Annotated in this window: 17 protein-coding genes; 10 read left to right on the forward strand and 7 right to left on the reverse strand. The window is 39.2% G+C overall.

Translation table 11 applies throughout. The features are described from left to right. Positions 1-76: 76 nt before the first annotated feature. Positions 77-1,519, forward strand: a complete 1,443-nt coding sequence (locus JIV24_RS02965) for a carbohydrate porin (RefSeq protein WP_200463515.1) — start codon at positions 77-79, stop codon at positions 1,517-1,519. 319 nt (positions 1,520-1,838) lie between these two features. Here the strand turns inward: JIV24_RS02965 and metF are convergent, their stop codons facing one another. From metF to JIV24_RS02980, 3 genes are all read right to left on the reverse strand, one after another. Beyond that, a complete protein-coding gene (gene metF, locus JIV24_RS02970) occupies positions 1,839-2,792 on the reverse strand; it encodes a methylenetetrahydrofolate reductase [NAD(P)H] (protein ID WP_234445681.1) in 954 nt (317 codons plus the stop codon). Positions 2,793-2,841: 49 nt separating this feature from the next. Further along, a complete protein-coding gene (gene metH / locus JIV24_RS02975; RefSeq protein WP_200463516.1) occupies positions 2,842-6,579 on the reverse strand; it encodes a methionine synthase in 3,738 nt (1,245 codons plus the stop codon). A gap of 374 nt (positions 6,580-6,953) precedes the next feature. Continuing rightward, positions 6,954-7,766, reverse strand: coding sequence for a hypothetical protein (locus JIV24_RS02980; RefSeq protein WP_200463517.1), 813 nt, complete (start codon positions 7,764-7,766; stop codon positions 6,954-6,956). A 192-nt stretch (positions 7,767-7,958) separates the two neighbouring features. Between JIV24_RS02980 and JIV24_RS02985 the strand changes: the two genes are divergently transcribed. From JIV24_RS02985 to arsC, 3 genes are all read left to right on the forward strand, one after another. Then, a complete protein-coding gene (locus JIV24_RS02985) occupies positions 7,959-9,416 on the forward strand; it encodes a S1 family peptidase (protein WP_200463518.1) in 1,458 nt (485 codons plus the stop codon). 40 nt (positions 9,417-9,456) lie between these two features. Further along, positions 9,457-10,555, forward strand: a protein-coding gene (prfB, locus tag JIV24_RS02990; protein ID WP_200463519.1) for a peptide chain release factor 2 whose coding sequence is annotated in 2 segments (ribosomal slippage) — positions 9,457-9,519 and positions 9,521-10,555 — 1,098 coding nt in all. Because the reading frame shifts where the segments join, the coding sequence is not laid out codon by codon here. 48 nt (positions 10,556-10,603) lie between these two features. Next, on the forward strand, positions 10,604-10,945 hold the full coding sequence (gene arsC / locus JIV24_RS02995) for an arsenate reductase (glutaredoxin) (protein WP_200463520.1): 342 nt from the start codon (positions 10,604-10,606) through the stop codon (positions 10,943-10,945). 120 nt (positions 10,946-11,065) lie between these two features. On the opposite strand, the gene JIV24_RS03000 is transcribed toward arsC, so the two are convergent. After that, entirely contained in the window at positions 11,066-12,085 is a 1,020-nt protein-coding gene (locus tag JIV24_RS03000) for a DUF4097 family beta strand repeat-containing protein (RefSeq protein WP_200463521.1), read from the reverse strand. Positions 12,086-12,269: 184 nt separating this feature from the next. Here JIV24_RS03000 and JIV24_RS03005 point away from each other — a divergent pair, with 184 nt between their 5' ends. The 5 genes from JIV24_RS03005 to pheS all read left to right on the forward strand — a co-directional run bounded on the left by JIV24_RS03005 (position 12,270) and on the right by pheS (position 16,840). Beyond that, positions 12,270-12,623, forward strand: coding sequence for a hypothetical protein (locus tag JIV24_RS03005; protein ID WP_234445682.1), 354 nt, complete (start codon positions 12,270-12,272; stop codon positions 12,621-12,623). A gap of 25 nt (positions 12,624-12,648) precedes the next feature. Beyond that, the gene (locus JIV24_RS03010; RefSeq protein WP_200463522.1) at positions 12,649-13,464 is read left to right on the forward strand and encodes a peptidylprolyl isomerase; all 816 of its coding nucleotides are present in this window, start codon (positions 12,649-12,651) and stop codon (positions 13,462-13,464) included. Between the two features lie 128 nt (positions 13,465-13,592). After that, positions 13,593-14,396, forward strand: coding sequence for a peptidylprolyl isomerase (locus JIV24_RS03015; protein WP_200463523.1), 804 nt, complete (start codon positions 13,593-13,595; stop codon positions 14,394-14,396). 33 nt (positions 14,397-14,429) lie between these two features. Beyond that, a complete protein-coding gene (locus tag JIV24_RS03020) occupies positions 14,430-15,707 on the forward strand; it encodes a peptidylprolyl isomerase (RefSeq protein WP_200463524.1) in 1,278 nt (425 codons plus the stop codon). A 110-nt stretch (positions 15,708-15,817) separates the two neighbouring features. Beyond that, complete coding sequence (pheS, locus tag JIV24_RS03025; protein ID WP_200463525.1) at positions 15,818-16,840, forward strand: phenylalanine--tRNA ligase subunit alpha; 1,023 nt, start codon at positions 15,818-15,820, stop codon at positions 16,838-16,840. Positions 16,841-16,949: 109 nt separating this feature from the next. Here pheS and JIV24_RS03030 read toward each other — a convergent pair whose 3' ends face one another. Continuing rightward, complete coding sequence (locus JIV24_RS03030) at positions 16,950-17,366, reverse strand: OsmC family protein (RefSeq protein WP_200463526.1); 417 nt, start codon at positions 17,364-17,366, stop codon at positions 16,950-16,952. Between the two features lie 112 nt (positions 17,367-17,478). On the opposite strand from JIV24_RS03030, the gene JIV24_RS03035 reads away from it, so the two are divergent. Next, the gene (locus JIV24_RS03035) at positions 17,479-18,186 is read left to right on the forward strand and encodes a Crp/Fnr family transcriptional regulator (RefSeq protein ID WP_200463527.1); all 708 of its coding nucleotides are present in this window, start codon (positions 17,479-17,481) and stop codon (positions 18,184-18,186) included. A gap of 90 nt (positions 18,187-18,276) precedes the next feature. Here JIV24_RS03035 and larC read toward each other — a convergent pair whose 3' ends face one another. Next, a complete protein-coding gene (larC, locus tag JIV24_RS03040) occupies positions 18,277-19,065 on the reverse strand; it encodes a nickel insertion protein (RefSeq protein ID WP_200463528.1) in 789 nt (262 codons plus the stop codon). Positions 19,066-19,141: 76 nt separating this feature from the next. After that, positions 19,142-19,822, reverse strand: a complete 681-nt coding sequence (locus JIV24_RS03045) for a DUF2461 domain-containing protein (RefSeq protein WP_200463529.1) — start codon at positions 19,820-19,822, stop codon at positions 19,142-19,144. Positions 19,823-20,066 lie beyond the last annotated feature (244 nt).

Genomic DNA, 20,066 nt, shown 5'->3' on the forward strand with positions numbered 1-20,066 from the left:
ATTTATGTTCATTATCAACCCTTTACAATGATTTTAGTTTTACGTAAATTAGCTGCTTGTCATAAAAAATAATCCTATGAAAGTTAAAATCTCAGTTTTAGCCATTTTTTTCCTGGCTTCAATATTATCAACAGCCCAAATTGCCTACGAACGTATTTCTAACAAGAGCTTTTCGTTAGGTTCATATGGCAGGGCAGGTGTTGATTGGTCTGCTGAAAACAGCGGTTCTGTTGGACGACGCCTTAACTTGAATAATTTGGGTTCCATAGGTGGCAGGATGGAAGAACAAGATTATATGGAGCTGGTGCCGGCCTTTCACTTTAAGCCTGCAGGAGAGGACGACCCCACCAAGATAAATGTACAAATGCGCTTATCGGCATTCTCAAGAGATTTAACGCACGTGGCTTATACATCCACAGCAGCCTCAACAGGCTTAACCATAGTAATGCCTGAATTATATGCCGAAGCCGAAAACATAGGTGGATCCGGATGGACTCTTTGGGTTGGGGCTAGGTTATATCGTGGCAAAGACATTCACATTGCTGACCATTTTTATTTCAATGATCATTCGGGGCAAGGCTTTGGGGCTGAGTATAAAAAGATGCGCTTTGGGGGATTATTTATCGCCTCTACGGACACAACTACTTCTTACCCACCATATTTTTATATCAATATTGCAACTGGTACTCCTTCGGCAGAATTACGTCAGCGTGTTAAGGGCTTTTATGAATATGATTTTCAATTAAACGAGAAGAATACATTAACAGCCTTAGCCGAATTGCATTATATGAGTGCAGGACGCGATGACGAGCAAGATGATGGAGCATCAATACCAGAAGAAGATATTCCGACATTTCCAAGTGATTGGGGCTATGTTATTGGGGCACGTCTACAATCTAACATTAACCTTCAGCAAGGCTTGAATAACAATTTCGCTGTAAGACTAGGAAAAGGTATTGCAAATGGTGGAGATGGTGGTCTGTCATCAACACATTTAACATTTGGAGCTCCTGATTTAGAAGAACTCAACTTTAAAAAAGCTTATTCCTTATCTATTGTCAATGATGCCTTTTTACAACATAGTGATAGAAGTAGCACAGCCGCATACTTAATTTATACGAATAGTAAGGGAGCAGGGGCTACCAATAACTTAGAAGAGAGCTACTATGGTAAACGAGTGTACAATAAAAAGACAGATTTTGCAATAGGTGTGCGCAATGCCCATGCCTTTACAAAGTACTTTAAGTTATTAACTGATTTACACTACTCGCAAAGAAAGGATGGTGATTACGATAACCCGTGGGCTAATGTGACAAAGCTCAGTTTGGCACCCACCTTATGCCCTACCGGAGACAAAAGCTTCTGGGCACGCCCCGAATTCAGATTTGTAGCATCCTTTGCCTATTACAACCAGTATGCCGCAGATGAGATGTATTCGCCCTATTTGCAAGTTGTAGGTAATCGTCGCTTTGGGCATTACTTTGGCATAAAGATGGAATGGTGGATTCTAAATGAATAAGTATTTCATATTGAAAGATGAGGCAGTTGAATGATTTGTTCAACTGCCTTTTTTCATATCTCATTTTAACCAATAAAAACTACGTTAAGGCAGCTGACGATTTCAAAGTTACTACTTTTTTAAAAACCACACCTGCTTCTACTTAATACCACCTTAGGTTTGGCCCTAAACCACGTGTGGTTTTGCATGAAACCACCTTAGGTTATGACACAAACCACAGCAGGTTTTGATTCAAACCACGCTTACTTTTTAACTCAATAGATTTGTATCCAATGCAATCAAAAGCCATTAGTCAAACATACAGCAAGTCAAGTTCAGATTAAAAGATTGCCTCAGCCACTTTACGTGTACTATTGGTTGCCATCATGGTATAAAAATGAAGAATAGGCACATTGTGCTGCATTAACTCCTTCGATTGTTGAATACACCACTCTACCCCTACTTGTTTCACCTCATCGTTGTTTTTACATTTTCGTATCTCCTTCGCAAAAGCCTCAGGGATATCGACATGAAAAACTTTAGGTAAAACGGAAAGTTGATTCATTAATGTAATAGGTTTAAGCCCTGGCACTATAGGAATAGTGATACCCATTTCACGAGCGCGTCGTACAAAATCAAAATACTTTTCATTATCAAAAAACATTTGAGTAACGATGTATTCAGCCCCGGCATCCACCTTTTGTTTTAACCAATGCATATCAGAGTCCATATTAGGTGCTTCTTCATGCTTTTCAGGATAGGCGGCAACGCCATAACTAAAAGGCGTGTCAAAGGCATCGAGAAATGTACCATCTAAAAATTTCCCGGTATTTAACTCATTTACCTGATTAATTAAATCCAATGCATATTGGTTGCCTTGCTCACTAACAGCCTTAAAACGATCTTTATTAGCATTATCACCTCTAAGGACTAAAATATCATGAATGCCCAAAAAGTTAAGATCAATTAGGGCATACTCCGTCTCACTTTTAGTAAAACCACTACAAATAATATGTGGCACTACCTTTATGCCGTAACTGTGTTGAATGGAAGCTGCCACAGCAACTGTTCCTGGTCGTTTACGAATAACTTTACGCTCATACAATCCATTTGTTGTATCCTTATACTCCATCTCATCGCGGTGTGATGTAATATTGATATACAAAGGATTAAACTCTTTCAATTGGTCAATTGTATTGAACACCTTGGCAATACTATTTCCTTTTAAAGGAGGAAGCAACTCAAAAGAAAAAGCAGTTTTTTCAGATGATTTTATTAAGTCGGCAATAGTCATTATTATTCAATTTAATCGATTCAGCAAATTAACAACTCGATAGCTTATACTACTTATAATCAAGGTTGAGTGGGATCCACTTTTCAACATCCTCAGTTGTAGTCCCTTTTCGGCTGGCCACGTCATCAACCTGATCTTTTCCAATTTTACCCAAACCAAAATAAATAGCATCGGGATGCGCCAGGTATATGCCACTCACTGAAGCATTAGGATACATACTGTAATGCTCTGTTAAGGTAATCCCTGCGTTCTCTTCGGCCGATAATAAATCAAATAATGTACGTTTCTCACTGTGATCAGGACATGCCGGATATCCCAAAGCCGGACGAATTCCTCTATATCGTTCACGAATCAGATTCTCATGGTCAATCTTTTCGTCAGGCGCATATCCCCAGAATTCAGTACGCACACGGTAATGTAGCAATTCAGCAAAAGCCTCCGCTAAACGGTCGGCCAATGATTTTAACAGGATACTACTGTAATCATCATGATCATCTTCAAACTGCTTAATCCACTTTTCAATACCGATACCTGCTGTAACAGCAAATCCACCAACATGATCGAAACGATTACTCTCTTTTGGAGCCACGTAATCACTCAAACAATGGAACACCTCTTTACCAGGTTTATCTTGTTGCTCTCTCAAATGATGGAAAGTAGTCAATACTTCCTGACGCGATTCATCGGTATACACTTCAATGTCGTCACCAACACTATGAGCCGGAAAAATACCAAACACGGCATTGGCTTGAAGCATGTGTTCTTTTTCAATGCGGTCGAGCATCGCCTGTGAATCTTTGTATAGCTTCAAGGCTTCTTCGGCTTTGGCCTTTGCCTCATCAGTGCGATAACGCTCCAACCAACTCGCTTTGGAAGCATCGTCTATCACCGAATCCATATCGCTGTAATTACCAGTCAATCGCCATGCCTGGAAAAAGAAAGTCCAATCAATAAACTTACGAATCTCACATATTGGGTAATCTTCTAACACTCGCACACCAGCTTCGGCAGGTAAGGGTAATATGGTGTTCTTCCAGTCAATCTGATGCTTTTTGGCCCTTGTCTCCTCAATTGGAAGCAAATTGATGCTTTTCTTACTGGCATTACGTTCACGCAATCCCGCGTATTCATTGCGTAAATTGGCCACAAAGCTTTCTTTATCTTTTTTTGATAGCAACGAGCTCACCACTTGTACACTTTTGGAAGCATCCTTTACATGTACCACCGGTTCGGTATAGTTTGGCTCAATTTTTACGGCCGTATGAATTTTAGATGTTGTGGCACCACCAATCATCAAAGGCAGTTTCATATCACGCTTTCCCATTTCGCGGGCCACACTTACCATTTCCTCTAAGGAAGGGGTAATCAATCCACTTAAACCAATAATATCCACATCATTTTCAACAGCTTCCATCAGAATTTTCTCTGTCGGCACCATCACTCCAAGATCGATAACCTCGTAATTATTACACGCCAGGATGACGCCTACAATGTTTTTACCAATGTCATGAACATCACCTTTTACCGTGGCCATTAATATCTTTCCGGCTGATGAACCACCTGAACCGGCAGCTGCTTTTTCATCTTCAATAAATGGTTGCAAGATGGCAACAGCCTTTTTCATCACACGAGCGGTTTTTACCACTTGCGGTAAAAACATTTTACCCGAGCCAAACAGGTCCCCTACCACATTCATTCCATCCATTAACGGTCCTTCGATAATGTCCAGAGAGAATTCATATTTTCCACGAGCTTCTGTTAAATCTTCTTCTAAAAAATCAGGAATACCTTTGACCAAACAGTATGATAAACGTTCTTCAAGCTTATTCTCACGCCATGCTAAACGGTTATCTTCTTTACCTTCTATCTTCTGGTCTTTTAATTTTTCAGCAAATTCAATTAATCGTTCTGTGGCATCATCTCGACGGTTAAGAATTACATCTTCTACATGCTCCAATAAATCAGCTGGTATATCATCATAAATCTGTAACATACCCGGATTTACAATACCCATATCCATGCCAACTTTAATAGCGTGATATAGGAAGGCAGAATGCATGGCCTCGCGAACTACATTATTTCCACGGAAAGAGAAGGATAGGTTGCTAACACCACCACTAACTTTCGCGTAAGGTAAATTTTCCTTTATCCATTTGGTGGCATTAATAAAATCTACACCATAGTTATTATGCTCTTCAATGCCAGTGGCAATGGCCAAAATATTCGGGTCGAAAATAATGTCTTCAGGTGCAAAACTGATTTTTTCGGTTAACAACTTATAGGCACGCTCGCATATTTCAATTCGACGCTCATATGTATCTGCCTGTCCGGTTTCATCAAAAGCCATCACCACAACGGCTGCACCATATTGTTTAATTTTTAATGCTTGAGCTAAAAACGGGTCTTCTCCTTCTTTTAAGCTAATGGAGTTAACGACCGCTTTTCCCTGCAGGCATTTTAACCCAGCTTCAAGAACTTCCCATTTAGAGCTATCAACCATTACAGGCAGTTTGGCAATATCAGGCTCTGACCCCATCAGGTTCAGAAAAGTGACCATTTCCTTTTCGCCATCTAACATGGCATCATCCATGTTAACATCTATAATTTGTGCTCCTCCTTCAACCTGATCGCGTGCAATGCTTAAGGCTTCCTCATATTTTTCTTCGCGAATAAGGCGGGCAAACTTACGCGAACCAGCTACATTGGTACGCTCACCAACATTGATGAAATTAAATTCTTTTGAAAAAGTAAGTCCTTCAAGTCCACTTAAACGTGTGGCATGATCAGGTTCCGCGGCTTTATGTACCTGCGCCTCTTCAATCATTTTGGCAAACTCTCGAATGTGATCCGGGGTTGTTCCGCAACACCCTCCAAGAATATTCACTAAACCGTTATCGAGGTAGTCTTTTACTTGTGGTGCCATCTGGAGAGGTGTTTCATCGTATTCTCCAAATTGATTCGGTAGTCCCGCATTAGGGTAGGCGCTAATTTTAAATGGTGCTCTTTTTCCTAATTCTTCAATATATGGTCGTAGGTCTTTGGCTCCGAAAGAACAATTCAGACCAACTGATAATAAATCAACGTGTGATACTGAATTTAGAAAAGCCTCCATCGTTTGTCCAGACAAAGTACGACCACTTGCATCGGCCACCGTTGCAGATACCATCACGGGCATTTTATCAATCCCTTTCTCTTCAAGTACTTCATCAATGGCAAATAAGGCCGCTTTAGCGTTTAATGTATCAAAAATGGTTTCAACCAAAAATAGATCGACCCCACCTTCAATCAAACCTTCCACTTGCTCTTTGTAGGCATCTTTTAAATCATCAAATGAAACAGCACGATATCCCGGGTTATTAACATCTGGTGATAATGAAGCAGTTTTGTTAGTTGGTCCGATAGCTCCCGCTACAAAACGTGGTTTTTGGGAAGTTGATAATTCCTCGGCAACCTCACGCGCAATGCGTGCTGATTGAATGTTCAACTCCTTCACAACAGCTTCCATATCATAGTCGGCCTGAGATATGGAGGTCGCGTTAAATGTATTGGTTTCGATAATATCAGAACCTGCTTCAAGGTATTGCTTATGAATTCCTTTAATAATCTCAGGTTGAGTAATCGACAACAGATCGTTATTGCCTTTTAAAGGCGAATTGTGGTTTTGAAAACGCTCAGCACGAAAATCATCCTCTTCAAGCTGATGGTTCTGAATAAGACTTCCCATGGCTCCATCAAGCAACAGGACACGTTCCTTAATGACCTTATACAACAATTCTGTTTGCGTCATATTATTCATTGGTTTGTAAGTTTTTAGCCAGAAGTCAATAGTTTGAGTGTTACGGTTAACAACACAAGAACAAACCCTTATCGTCTGACAATCAAATAATCAGGAAAACTACAATTAGCTGATGATTATTTAATCAATGTGAAAAATGGTTTATGTATATGGTTTATGGTACTTCCTACTTCAACTCCAATGAGCAGTAAAAAGGTGGTTACAGCATATGTAACAATTGTTTTAAACAATAGTTAGCAACTGAACCAACAAAATTACGATAAAATTTTACCAAATGAGCACAATCAAATAATGAAGTATTGCACGAAACAAAAAAGAGCTACCCAACATGAGTAGCTCCACAATGAATAAAGGATAATTTTGTATTATAGAGGGTAGCTTAGCCCACCAATTGTTATTTTTTTGGTGGCATAATTAAGTTCAATCCCGTTTAGTCCGTCAACATTAACAAGCATTTCTCCGTCTTTTATTTGCCATGGATAAAGCACCAGGTGAAGAGGCGAGGTAATCTGCAAGGCATAATTCACTCCTTTTGAACTAACACCCGTTTGAACCCCTTCGATATAGTATTCATCGTCAAGAATGTTTAGCGGTGTAGATGCGCCCTTTATCCAGGTTCGGCTTGTGTGTTGAGTAAATTCAATCATTTTACCATCTGGCTTAATCAACTGACCATTTTTTATTTCTACTTCAAACTCCAGGAAACCGTCAATGTTTTCACCTTTATTTTCTTCAATATGAAAACCTTCTACTTTATAATCATCCTGATAATAATCCTCAAAAGAAGTTACATGAATACTCCCCTCACTCTTGTACCAATCAGTTGATTCAATATGAATTTTTCCTTTTCGGGTCACTCCATCGACTCCAGTAATGCCATTACCAAAATCAACGGTTATCAGAATGGGCCATGGCGAATCACCAACCGGCTGGACACTAATTTTTGCTTGACTGCTTGTATTTTTTAATTGTGCTTGCATCTCTGTATCTTCAGCCAATACCACACTATTGCTTGAGGCAGTTGAAGCCTTATTAAATTGCTTCGAAACCATGGTATATTCCGCAAGTGCCTCAATGGCATTGCTTTTTTGAGAGACTTGATCGATTTCCTCTTTTAACTCACAAGATACTGTAATTAAGAGCATAGCGAACAACAACACTAAAGAGCTATTTTTCATTGATTTACAAATTAACATCCTAACTAAACATTGACTAAAACACACATAACGTGCCTGTATACGTGACGATCTGAAAAAGGTTATCAATTGCCATTTGTCAAATATATTGGATGATTCATCTATTCTTATTAGAAGACATTCAACCATTGGTACTCATTTTTGTTATTTTTGAGCAACCAAAGCTATGAACCAATGACGCTTGCAAAATACATATTGATTACCGTTTTCAGTGTATTTACTCTGGTTGGGCACTCCCAATCCATTGTAGATATTATTAATACAACTGAAAAGGCTGTATTTGAGGCAAGAGCATACAATAGCGCAGATTTACAAACGGGTATGGCTTCTGGCTTCTTTTTAAGTGCAGATGGACTGGCCATAACCATGGGTTATATCTTTGAAAAGTCCGATTCTGCTGTTATAACCACGCGAAGTGGCCGAACCTTTGAAGTTGAAAAGGTTATATCCATCCATCCCCACAGTAACCTGGCACTGATAAAAGTAGAACAGCTTCGTCAGAAGACTTTTAGTTTTTTGATGCCAGCTAAACAAACATTTAAACAAAACGAAGAATTACTCTTTTTTACGCACCCATTGGAATCTGACGACGGCATGACCATCGGACCGGTAAATGATTTGAGCTACTTTCCTTATTTGTCGCGAACAGGTCTAATCGATGGCTCCTATTTTATTCATTCGGCTGGCGCACCAGCTATTAACAACAAAGGGCAGTTGTGTGGTATTGTTAACACATCGCGCAATGGGCTTCATAAACTACTCTATAACACCTATTTGCTTAACGACACAAACTGGATAAACATTAACCTTCCTGTTAAGAAAATAGCTCATTATCAGCATAAGCGCGACAAGCTGAATCATTCTTTTAGTCAATCAATTCTTAATATTGTTTGTGAGCAATATATTGAGGCGGCAAAAAGCTTGAGCCGATACATAAAAAAGCATCCCGAGGAAGATGTAGCATATTGTTTGCGGGCTTATGCCAGGTACCATTATCAGAATCTGGTAGGCAGTCGTGAAGATCTAAAAATATGTCAGGAGATAAACCCCGATGGATTTCTTCAATATTTCTTTAAAGCAATATTTGATGTTGCACAAGATAAAGATGATGAAGCACGTGTTAACTTAAACGTTTGTTTGGATAAGAAGGTTGACTTTGCGCCAGCAATAAGCCAATTGGCATCGCTTAATTTTGAGCAAAACAAAGATGTAAAAACAGCCTTTAACTGGTTTACAAGTGCTATAAATTCAGATTCCTTACTGGCTGAAGCCTATTATGAGCGAGCTCGATTGCGCATGCAACATTCATCAGACGAAGAAGCCACACTTGAAGATATTAATAAAACGATATACCTCGATCCAGATCAACCAGGCATTTATTCTATCCGTGGCACTATTTACTTTTCCAAACAGGATTATTTACCGGCCATACGCGATTTTGATTCTGCCATCGAAAAAGACATTAAAGATGTACATGCCTGGTTTAACAGAGCTATCGCGCATTATAATTTAGGTTTACATCAGAAAGCTTGCTACGATTGGGATCAAGCTGGAAAACTAGGTAATTATGAGGCTTACAAATACATATCACGCTATTGCAAAAATGTAAAGCGCAATGTATACGGCCGCTAATACTCCCTTTTTTGTACCTTTACATCCTTATTTTTTAAAGATGATAACACAAGAAATACTTAAAGATTTAAGCGGACGTGAGTTAGCGCTAAGGAGGTATCTTTGACATCGATCGTAAAAAGGTTGAAATAGAAGAAGAAGAGTTACGCTCCCAGGCACCCGACTTTTGGAATGATGCTAAAAAAGCTGAGCAACAAATGAAAAAGTTGCGTGAACTTAAAAGTTGGGTAAAAGCCTACGAGGAAGTGGCCGCTGCCGCAGAAGACTTACAGGTTCTATTTGATTTTCATAAGGCTGGTGAGGCCGATGCCGAAGATGTGAACCAGCAACATGCTCTAACATCTGAGTTGATGGAGAAGCTGGAGCTGAAAAACATGCTTCGCCGCGATGAAGATAAGATGGGTGCAGTACTTAAAATCAATGCTGGTGCTGGTGGTACTGAAAGCCAGGATTGGGCCGAAATGCTGATGCGAATGTATATTCGTTGGGGTGAATCGCATGGCTATAAAGTCAAAGAAGTAAATTACCAACCAGGAGACGATGCCGGTATTAAAACTGTGAGTCTGCAATTCGAAGGTGATTTTGCCTATGGCTATTTAAAAAGTGAAAATGGTGTTCACCGCTTAGTACGACTCTCGCCATTTAATGCAGCCAATAAACGCATGACTTCCTTTACATCGGTATTTGTTATTCCTTTGATTGATGAATCTATTGATATCGACATCAATCCGAGTGAAATAACCTGGGAGACATTTCGTTCAGGTGGTGCCGGTGGTCAGAATGTGAATAAGGTCGAAACCGGCGTTCGATTACGTCACGCGCCATCGGGCATTGTGATTGAAAATACTGAATCGCGCTCACAATTAGGCAATAAAGAAAATGCCATGCGCTTGCTTAAGTCACAATTGTATGAAATTGAATTACGCAAGCAACTGGAAGAGCAGAATAAAGTTGAATCTCAGAAAAAGAAGATTGAATGGGGTTCGCAAATCCGCTCATATGTCATGCAGCCTTATAAATTGGTAAAAGATGTGCGTACCAGCTACGAAACATCCAATGTGCAAGCAGTAATGGATGGCGACATCGATGGCTTTATTAAAGCATATCTAATGGAGTTTGGTGCCGAAGAAGTTTTTTAAACAATTACAACAATTATAGGTTAAACTGTTGGACTTAAAGCAAAACAAATGATTACAATATTACATAATCCAAGGTGTTCAAAAAGCCGTGCCGGCGTTGCCTTATTGGAAGAAAAAGGCGTTGAATTTGAAATATGCAAATATCAGGAGGACATCTTAACACCTGATGAATTAGGTGCAATAATTGAGAAATTAGGCATTCGACCATTGGAGCTTATCCGTAAAAATGAGGCGATTTATAAAGATGAATTTGCCGATAAAGAATTGTCAGATGAAGAGTGGATTTTAGCCATGTTAGAATATCCACGTTTAATTGAACGTCCGATTGTAATCAATGGCGATAAAGCCATTATTGGTCGTCCGACTGAAGCAATAGAAAGTGTTTTATAACGCTTACCTTCTATAAAAAACAACCGCTTAGCGAATTATCACTAAGCGGTTTTTTTATATTAAAAATCACCGGAAAATATATCCTTACAAAATATCATTTCCGGCGAAAGAACCGTTTCATTATCGGTAAGATTGACTACCTGAACTACTGTTACCAGTAATTTTAATAGGACCGCGCTCAATCACTAAATTCTTACGTCCGCTACTACCTTTGGCACTTAAACTGCCTGATGAGGCACGTAATGCAAAACTTAACTCTTCGGTATCATTTGATAATTCCATCGACACACTACCCGATGACGATTTAAAAGATGAGTTACCCGTTAGTTTAATATTTGATCCTCGTTGACTTCCACTTGTTGATACAAGGTTAACCGCACCCGTTACATTACTTAAACTTAATCCACCAGATGATGTTTGAGCTTTTACATCGCCACGCACATCGCCAATTTTAATGCTGCCTGATGAAGCCTGAGCATATAGGTTACTGCCAATCGAATTAATCGCCTGACTACCCGATGAGGTATTAGTTTCGGCTTCGCCTTTTACTTCGTTCACTTTTATGCCACCTGATGAGGCTTTGGCTTTTAAACTACCACCAATGGCCTCATGGCGCTGACTTCCTGATGAAGTTGTAGACCGAACATCACCCGAGATATCGGCCAATGAAATGCTGCCCGAAGAGGCAGATACGTTTAGATTAGAATCAATATTACGGGCTTTGATACTACCACTCGATGCCTGAAGCTTCACCACCACTTGACCAATATTACTCACATTAACACTACCACTTGAGTTGTCTACATCAATATTGGTATTGCTTGGTACCTTAAGTTCCAATTTACCCTTCACATTACGAAGCGAGTTAGGTCGGTCAATCCAAACGCGCAATGTACCGCCACTCATATTATGACGAATTTTAATATCATATTTTTTCGAACCAACAACTTCGCCGCTTAAATGCACATCGCTGCCTTCGCCACCTACAATATTAACCGAGCAAAATGAGCCCTCTACCTCTACCGACGTTACATTATTATATGTTTCGTCTACTTGATCTATTACATCCTGCGCCTCAACACATGAGATAAACATCACCGTTATTAGTGACAGCAGAAAACTTAATCTTCTTAAATTCATCATAGCATATTTTTGGGTATAACAATCATTATTTCGGAAAGCACATTTTGCTTCCTAAAAAATAGGACGCTCAATAATCAAAAGAAGTTACAGACAATTGTAAAAAAAACAACTTTTTACAGCTCTTATTGTTTGCCTTCAGTATAATGCTTGTGCATTACAAGTGATTGATTAATTTTGAAACATGGCAGATATGACATCAGAAGACTTTGAGCGAGAATGGGATGAATTAATACTAAAAGTTAGTAAGCACTTTAAAGTCAGTGCCGAATATGAGTTTATTCTTTTCGTACTGGGGATTCAGGAAATGGGATGGGGATTCAGAGAGTATTCAAAAACGGAGAAGATGGATTTAATCAATGTGGCTCGTTGTCGCACACTGGTGCGTCAAGGTTATATCAAAGAAACAGGTATCGACGGCGAAGGCTTCCCAATATTTGAAGCATCGCCAAAGCTTAAATCAATGATGCCATCATTCCAGAATCAGCTAATTAAAAAAGGCTTGATTGAGTATTTTAAAACAGTAGAATTTGCATAACTATTATAAAACTAACAAGATAAAAATGAAGTATCTATTATCGATTGTGGTGGCCGTTATCATGTTGTCGGCTTGCAGTACTCAACCTAAAGAAGGCGTTATACTGATGATGGAAACATCAAAAGGTGATATGAAAATCAAACTATACGATGAAACACCACAGCATCGCGATAACTTTGTAAAATTAGCAGAAGAAGGTTTTTATGATTCACTGCTTTTTCACCGTGTAATAAACAAGTTTATGATTCAGGGTGGCGACCCGGAATCGAAAGGTGCCGCACCAGGGACTATGCTTGGAAATGGAGGACCGGGCTATCAGGTTCCTGAAGAAATTAATTACCCAACACTCTTTCATAAAAAAGGCGCTCTTGCAGCCGCACGAACAGGAGACAATGTGAATCCAGAAAGAAAATCATCGGGCTCGCAGTTTTACATCGTGCAAGGTGAAACCTATAACGATGAAAAGTTTAACTCAATCGAGAAGCGCTATGAAGAGATGACACGCCAAAAGATTTTCTATGAAGTGCTTGAGGGCTATAAAGACACCTTACAGGCTCTGCAACAATCAGGTAATCAAGAAGCTTTTATGGGCATGCGTGTAAGCATTGAAGAAGAAGTGGAGAAGAAACTGGCCAATGAGCCAAAACAAACCATTCCGGAAGAAGTGAAAGAAGTTTATCGTACAATTGGCGGTGTGCCTCACTTAGATGATTCTTACACTGTTTTTGGAGAAGTGATTGAAGGTTTAGAGGTGATTGATTCCATCGCAACTGTTGGAACGGCACAAGGCGATCGTCCTTTGGAAGATGTTTATATCATCAAAGTAGAAGTATTGAAATAACCAGAATCATTGCGGTTTAGGCAATACGCGAACGCATTCGTTCATTAAAATAATCATCCGGTAGTTGAGCAATGTGCTTCTGCTACCGGATTCTTTTTTTTATATCTTGCAGATTCAAACAGGAAGTTATGCAAAGGTTTTTAGTAATTATATATCTCCTCTTATTTACCCTTGGAGTACAAGCCCAGGAACCAACGTTCTATGTGAACATTTCAACCAACATGGGCACAATGAAAGTAAAGCTGTACAATGAAACGCCTAATCATCGCGACCGCTTTTTGAAATTGGTTGGTGATAAACATTTCGATGGCACCTTGTTTTATCGTGTTGTAAAAGGATTTGTTATTCAGGGGGGTTCATCCGATTCACGCAATGCAGCTCCGGGCAGAGCCATTGGATATGGCAAAGCCATTAACATAGATGCTGAATACAGTGATAATTGCTTTCATAAAAAAGGTGCGTTATGTGCGCCTCGTCAGCCCGAAGAGGTCAATCATTTTAAAATGTCTGACATCTCTCAATTTTACATTGTACAAGGTCGAAAATACAGTGCTGATGAGATGGACCTGATTGAAAAAGCGACCAATAACCCAATTAAGATTGAATTAAAAAAGCAGTTTTACCTACCGCATAAAGAAGAATTGGCCAGGCTCAAAACTGAAGACCCAAAAGCCTTTAACAAACTACTTCGCGAGATAAAGGATAAAATCAATTTTCATTATAGTATCTCGGACAAAATTGAGTTTACAGAGGAACAGCGAAACATCTATTCAACTATTGGTGGCACACCCGAACTCGATGGTGATTATACAGTATTTGGTGAAGTTGTGGAAGGCATGAGTGTTATTAACAAAATTGCGACCTTGCCAGTAGATAAGCACAATCGCCCACGAAGCGATGTCAAAATAAAAGTGAGCATTGTAACACAATAAGAAACTAGACTTAAGACTAAAGACATTAACGAGATGTATAAAATCCTCTTTTTTAGCGCAATCACATTTATTCTGATTAGCTGCCAAAGCAATACAGGAAAACAACAACATACCGTTGATACGTTTAAAGGATCATATAAGGACAATGTTAAAGGAATTGTTAGCCTGCGCACTTTTGATCATTATACCCGGCAGTTAAACGATGGTTATGGTTTTTATGTCGCACCTAATTTGGTTGTTACCAACCTTAGTTTTATACAAGGAGCTGCTAAAGTGAAGGCCTCTCCTATGGATCTTGATGATTATTCGCTTGTTCAGGGCTTTGTGGCATATGATCTAAACCTCGATTTGGCATTATTAAAAGTATCGCGACGAAACCTCAATTACCTGAGCATTAAAGAGGCCACTTTTAAGGTCGATTCGATTTATCAACTCTATCGAAATAACCGGAAATTGTACGTGGATGCCGATGTGAATGGTGACCTAACGAGCAATGACACGCTTTCTTTTAAGAGTTACATGGGTGATTTTAAATTGGGGAAACCTGTCTTCGCCAACAGCCATCGCCTGGCAGGTATCGTGCAGCAGGTAAATGGCAAAAAGCGAATTCTTGAATCGAAGTGGATAACACAACTCATCAACAATCAGAAGAGAAGTCCCCAGTCCATTTACGACCTTCGAAATAAAAGCAACAAAGTTTATATCTCTCACAAAAAGGTAAAAGGTTTTCGCATTCGCACCAACATGGGTAATATTGAAATAGCCCTATCGGATAAAACGCCCATATACCGCAACAATTTTATTAAACTGGTCAGCGATAATTTTTACGATAGCCTGCTTGTTCATCGTGTCATCAATGATTTCCTGATTCAAACAGGAGCGGCCGATACCAAGTATGCTAAAAAAGACGATGTGGTAGGTTGGCAGGGGCCGGGTTACACCCTTAAAATGAATATTCAAGCTGATTTGTTTCATAAGCGGGGCATGATTGCTGCCTCTAAACTACCTGAAGACCGAAATAAACACAATCGCAGCGATGGCTCTCAGTTTTACATTGTAGCAGGACGCCATTTTAGCCATACCGAGTTAGATGATTTGGAGCAAGAGAAGGGCATCAAGTACACGGCAGCACAACGACAAGCATACACAACTCTTGGGGGCGCTCCTTACCTGGATGGTGACTACACCGTATTCGGATGGGTTACTAAAGGAATGGATGTAGTCGATAAAATAGCATCGGTAAAAACCTATGCTGTTGACCGCCCGGTAAATGATATCCGAATTAATACAATTGAGATATTAAAAAAGTAGCCATAAAACGTGATATCCATTCGCCCTTCAAAAAAGAATCTGAATAATCATCTTACATCCAATCGTTTTATTAATTTTGCAAGTCGCTATTTTAAAGTAATTAAAGAATCATGTTAGATAGAATCAATCAACTAGTTGAAGAGATAAAAAGCCTGGCAGCTTCATCGGCTGAAGAGGCTGAAAATTTGCGAATTAAGTATTTAAGTAAGAAGGGTTTAGTTTCTCAACTATTTGATGAGTTTAAAACGATACCTAACGAACAAAAACGTGAAGTTGGTAAAGTGTTGAACGTGTTAAAAACACAGGCGCTTGATAAAATCAATGAGATTAAAGAAGGTTTTGCTTCAAACGGACAAGGTGAAGTTGGTGCAGATTTAAGTTTACCAGGAACTTCTTTTGAATTAGGAAGTCGTCATCCGCTATCCATTGTGAAGAATGAAATCGTTGAAATTTTCTCGCGACTTGGTTTTAATGTGGCTGATGGACCAGAGATTGAAGATGATCATCACGTATTTGAAGCCTTGAACTTTCCACCAGAACACCCTGCTCGCGATATGCAGGATACGTTCTTTATTGCCACTAATCCGGACGTATTATTACGCACCCACACCTCATCGGTACAGGTACGTGTGATGGAGAAACAAGCGCCTCCTATTCGTGCTATATTCCCGGGTCGTGTGTTCCGTAACGAAGCTATTTCTGCTCGTGCACATTGTATCTTCCACCAGGTTGAAGGATTATACATTGACAAGAATGTATCGTTTGCTGATTTAAAGCAGACCTTGTTATATTTCTCAAAGGAATTATTCGGAGCCGACACTAAAATTCGTCTTCGTCCATCGTACTTCCCATTTACTGAACCTTCGGCCGAAATGGACATCTCTTGTACACTATGTGGCGGCAAAGGATGTAATGTATGTAAGTATACCGGATGGGTTGAAATTTTAGGTTGTGGTATGGTCGATCCGGCCGTACTGGAAGCAAGTAATATCGACAGTAATGAGTACACTGGTTTCGCATTTGGTATGGGTATTGAGCGTATCACTATGTTAAAATATCAGATTAAAGATATTCGTTTGTTCTTTGAAAACGATAAGCGCTTCCTCGACCAGTTTAAGTCGGCAGGTAAATAGTCCCAAACTAAACAGCATATATAATAAAACCCTGTTCGTCATGAACAGGGTTTCTTGTTTAAAGCTATTTTAATACCGCATTAATTGATGTTTAACAACATTTTTTGACCTACTCAACCACACGAATTTCTGTGGTAACTGGAATTACTTTTTTATAAAGCGCCGAAACACCACAGTATTTTTCCTCCGATAAACTCACAGCTTTCTCCAATTTATCCATGGGCAAATCTTTGCCTTTGAACTCATAAATGACATGCATCTTGTCGTAATACTTTGGATGTTCTTCAGTCAAATCACCCTCCACAATTATCTGAATATCTTCCACTTCCACACGCATCTTTTTCAAAATAGATACCACATCCATACCAGTACAACCGGCTAATGCCGTTAACATAAGTATTTTCGGACGAGGTCCTTTATCGTCGCCACCATTTTCTTTACCGGCATCTAAAGTAAGTTTGTGACCAAATAATTCGGTCTCCCATGACATGTTACCTGTCCATTGAATTTTTGTTGATGTTTTCATATATTGACATATTTAAATATTTGCTGTAATGTAAATATCTGGCCTTTTTATATCTTTGCCCTCAAATTATGACATTTATCACTTTTTTATTCATTCAGTTGTTAGTCAAGTTATGAAAAATATTCAAAGTGTCCCTTTCAGCGATGATGTAGATTTGCTGTCGTATGAAATTTTCAATGGATTAACTGAAGAGGAATTAGACTCTTTAACTCAATCGATGAGTTGCACCCTGCACAAGCGTGGAAACATATTGTACCACGAAGGTAGCCGCATTAATGGCGCCTATATTGTTATTAAGGGTATATTGAAAATTTATAAGACTGGCTTTGACGGGAAGGAGCAAATTATTCGATTTGCTAAAGATGGTGATTTAATTGGTTTTAGATCCGTTGTAAGTGATGAGTTAGCTTGTACCACATCAAAAGTAGTTAACGATGCTGTACTTTGTTACTTACCCTCTGAAGTATTAACCAGTTTGATTAAGGTAAATCCTGAATTTGCCATGTCATTAATGAAACTGACATGTCGAGAATTAGGGGAATCAAACAAATTCTTAACAGATATTGCTCAAAAAACAGTTCGTGAGCGTCTGGCAGAGGTTCTGCTGTTGTTAATGGATACCTTTGATTTAGATGAAGATAGTACACTTCAGATTTCTCTTACTCGTGAAGAGCTAGCAAACATGGTTGGTACAGCTACCGAATCAGTTATTCGATTATTATCGGAGTTTAAAATGGATAAGCTAATTGAGCTTAACGGTCGTAAGATTAAGCTGATAAACATACCAAAACTAATTAAGATTGGTAATGTGTATATTTAGACAGAAGTCAAAAGTTATAAGGCAATAGCTGTGTTACAGATTGCCTAAAAAAATAAATGCCTGAGTTCTTATGGAGCTCAGGCATTATTTTTATATCAATTGAATTTTCAGTGGCGGAATGGGTAAATCTTTTCCGCCTCTTGAGCTACCTTCAGCTTGAAAACTTTCACCATTTGCTTCACCAATTTTGGCATTTAATGCTGCCAAAAGAGCAGAACCCGTTGGGGTGCATAGTTCCTTATCAATAGGTCCCATTTCACCAGGCAGATGGTGCTTTTCAAAGATGATTTTAGTTGCCGGAGCAGGCACCGGCAAATGACCGTGAGAGAAAGTTATATGACCACCTCCAAAACTTACAGGTGCTAATAGTGTGGCTGTAGTTGGTGCACTCAGCAGTTGCAAACCCATAACAGCACCAGTTATATCAATCAATATATCTTGTGCTTCATGCAAGTAGGCATCTTCCTTGTGTTCGTGATGATGATCGGTATCATCATGATGATGGTGGTGATGGGCATGAATATGATCCGTTAAAAAGGTATTTTCTTTGTGGGCTTGTATTTCAGCCTCAACCAATACTGCCAGTGCTTTAAAACCAAATTGCTGATACTTTTCTTCAATTTTAAGCTCCTCGAAAATATCTTCCAGTAGATGATAGGCTTTATGGCCTGATAAATGACCATCGTTGTGAGTTATTTCGATATGTAAACGATGTGCCTTATCATCGGTCAGCGATGTGCTGATAGATGAAGTTCCGATCTTCTCAGCAGCCAGTTTCATGGCTTGTATCATTTGTTTTTCGTCGGCACCAGCCGAAATCAGGGCAGCGGCAAACATATCGCCTGCAATGCCACCAGTTGCGTCAATGTATAACTGCATATTCTTTTTTTAGAGACTAGCTACCAGATGTGTTTCTGACTGATAAAATCAGCTATTGAATTAAGGAGCTATTGACTTATAAAACTATCTCATCTTCTTCGGCAGTAATGCCCCGATTTATAAATGAGTTATGTGGTTCCAATGTTTGTATTATATGACGAACATGCTTCACAGCCTTTTCGCCCAAAAGCTCGTCATCATCAGCAGGATGAAGTGGTGCAAAAGACTTGTATTTTAACAATTCAATATCCTCAAAATCCTTTGGAAATCCCTTGGGTGCCATCTTCAGTTTGTCTTCAAACAACTGTGGAAACACTTTGTTAAATTCCTTATTGTGAATGATGGCTTTATACTCATCGGTAAAATTATATATCTCACGACGTATGGCTTTTAACACATCTGATGGCGGACAATAACTACCACCGGCAATCATGCAGGCACCGGGCTCAACATGCAAATAATAACCCGCCAGCGTACTCTTTCTTCCACCTTTGGCCACAAAGCCACCCATGTTGGTTTTATAAGGCGTTTTATCCTTTGCAAAGCGCGTATCGCGATAAATACGGAACACACACTCTTTAGGCGTTAAATCACCAATCGTTGGATCTGCCTCATGTACGATATCAATAAACTGTTGCATGGATGTTTCAAAAGACGCTTTAGCTTCGTTAAAAAAGGCCTTATTTTCATTAAACCAATCACGGTTATTATTGGCTTTTAATTGGCTTAAGAAATCAAATACGATTGGGTTTATCATGACGAAATAAGTTTTTTGATGAAACTGCAAAGTACAAAATAAGTATTTAAGACCGAAGGCCGACGACAGAAGTTAGCTATTAAGCGACAAAAGGCGGAAGAGTATTTCAAAATTCATCAAAAATGCCTTTCAGGCAATCATCTTATGCAACCATCTTCAGCTCTTTTTTGGAGTTACCCCATTTTTTTAAGTAAATCCAAAAGTTAGCTGAGATTCCTTTCTTTGCTTATATGCCTTGGGTTTA

This window comes from Carboxylicivirga marina (assembly GCF_016612505.1).
Taxonomy (GTDB): Bacteria; Bacteroidota; Bacteroidia; order Bacteroidales; family Marinilabiliaceae; genus Carboxylicivirga; species Carboxylicivirga marina.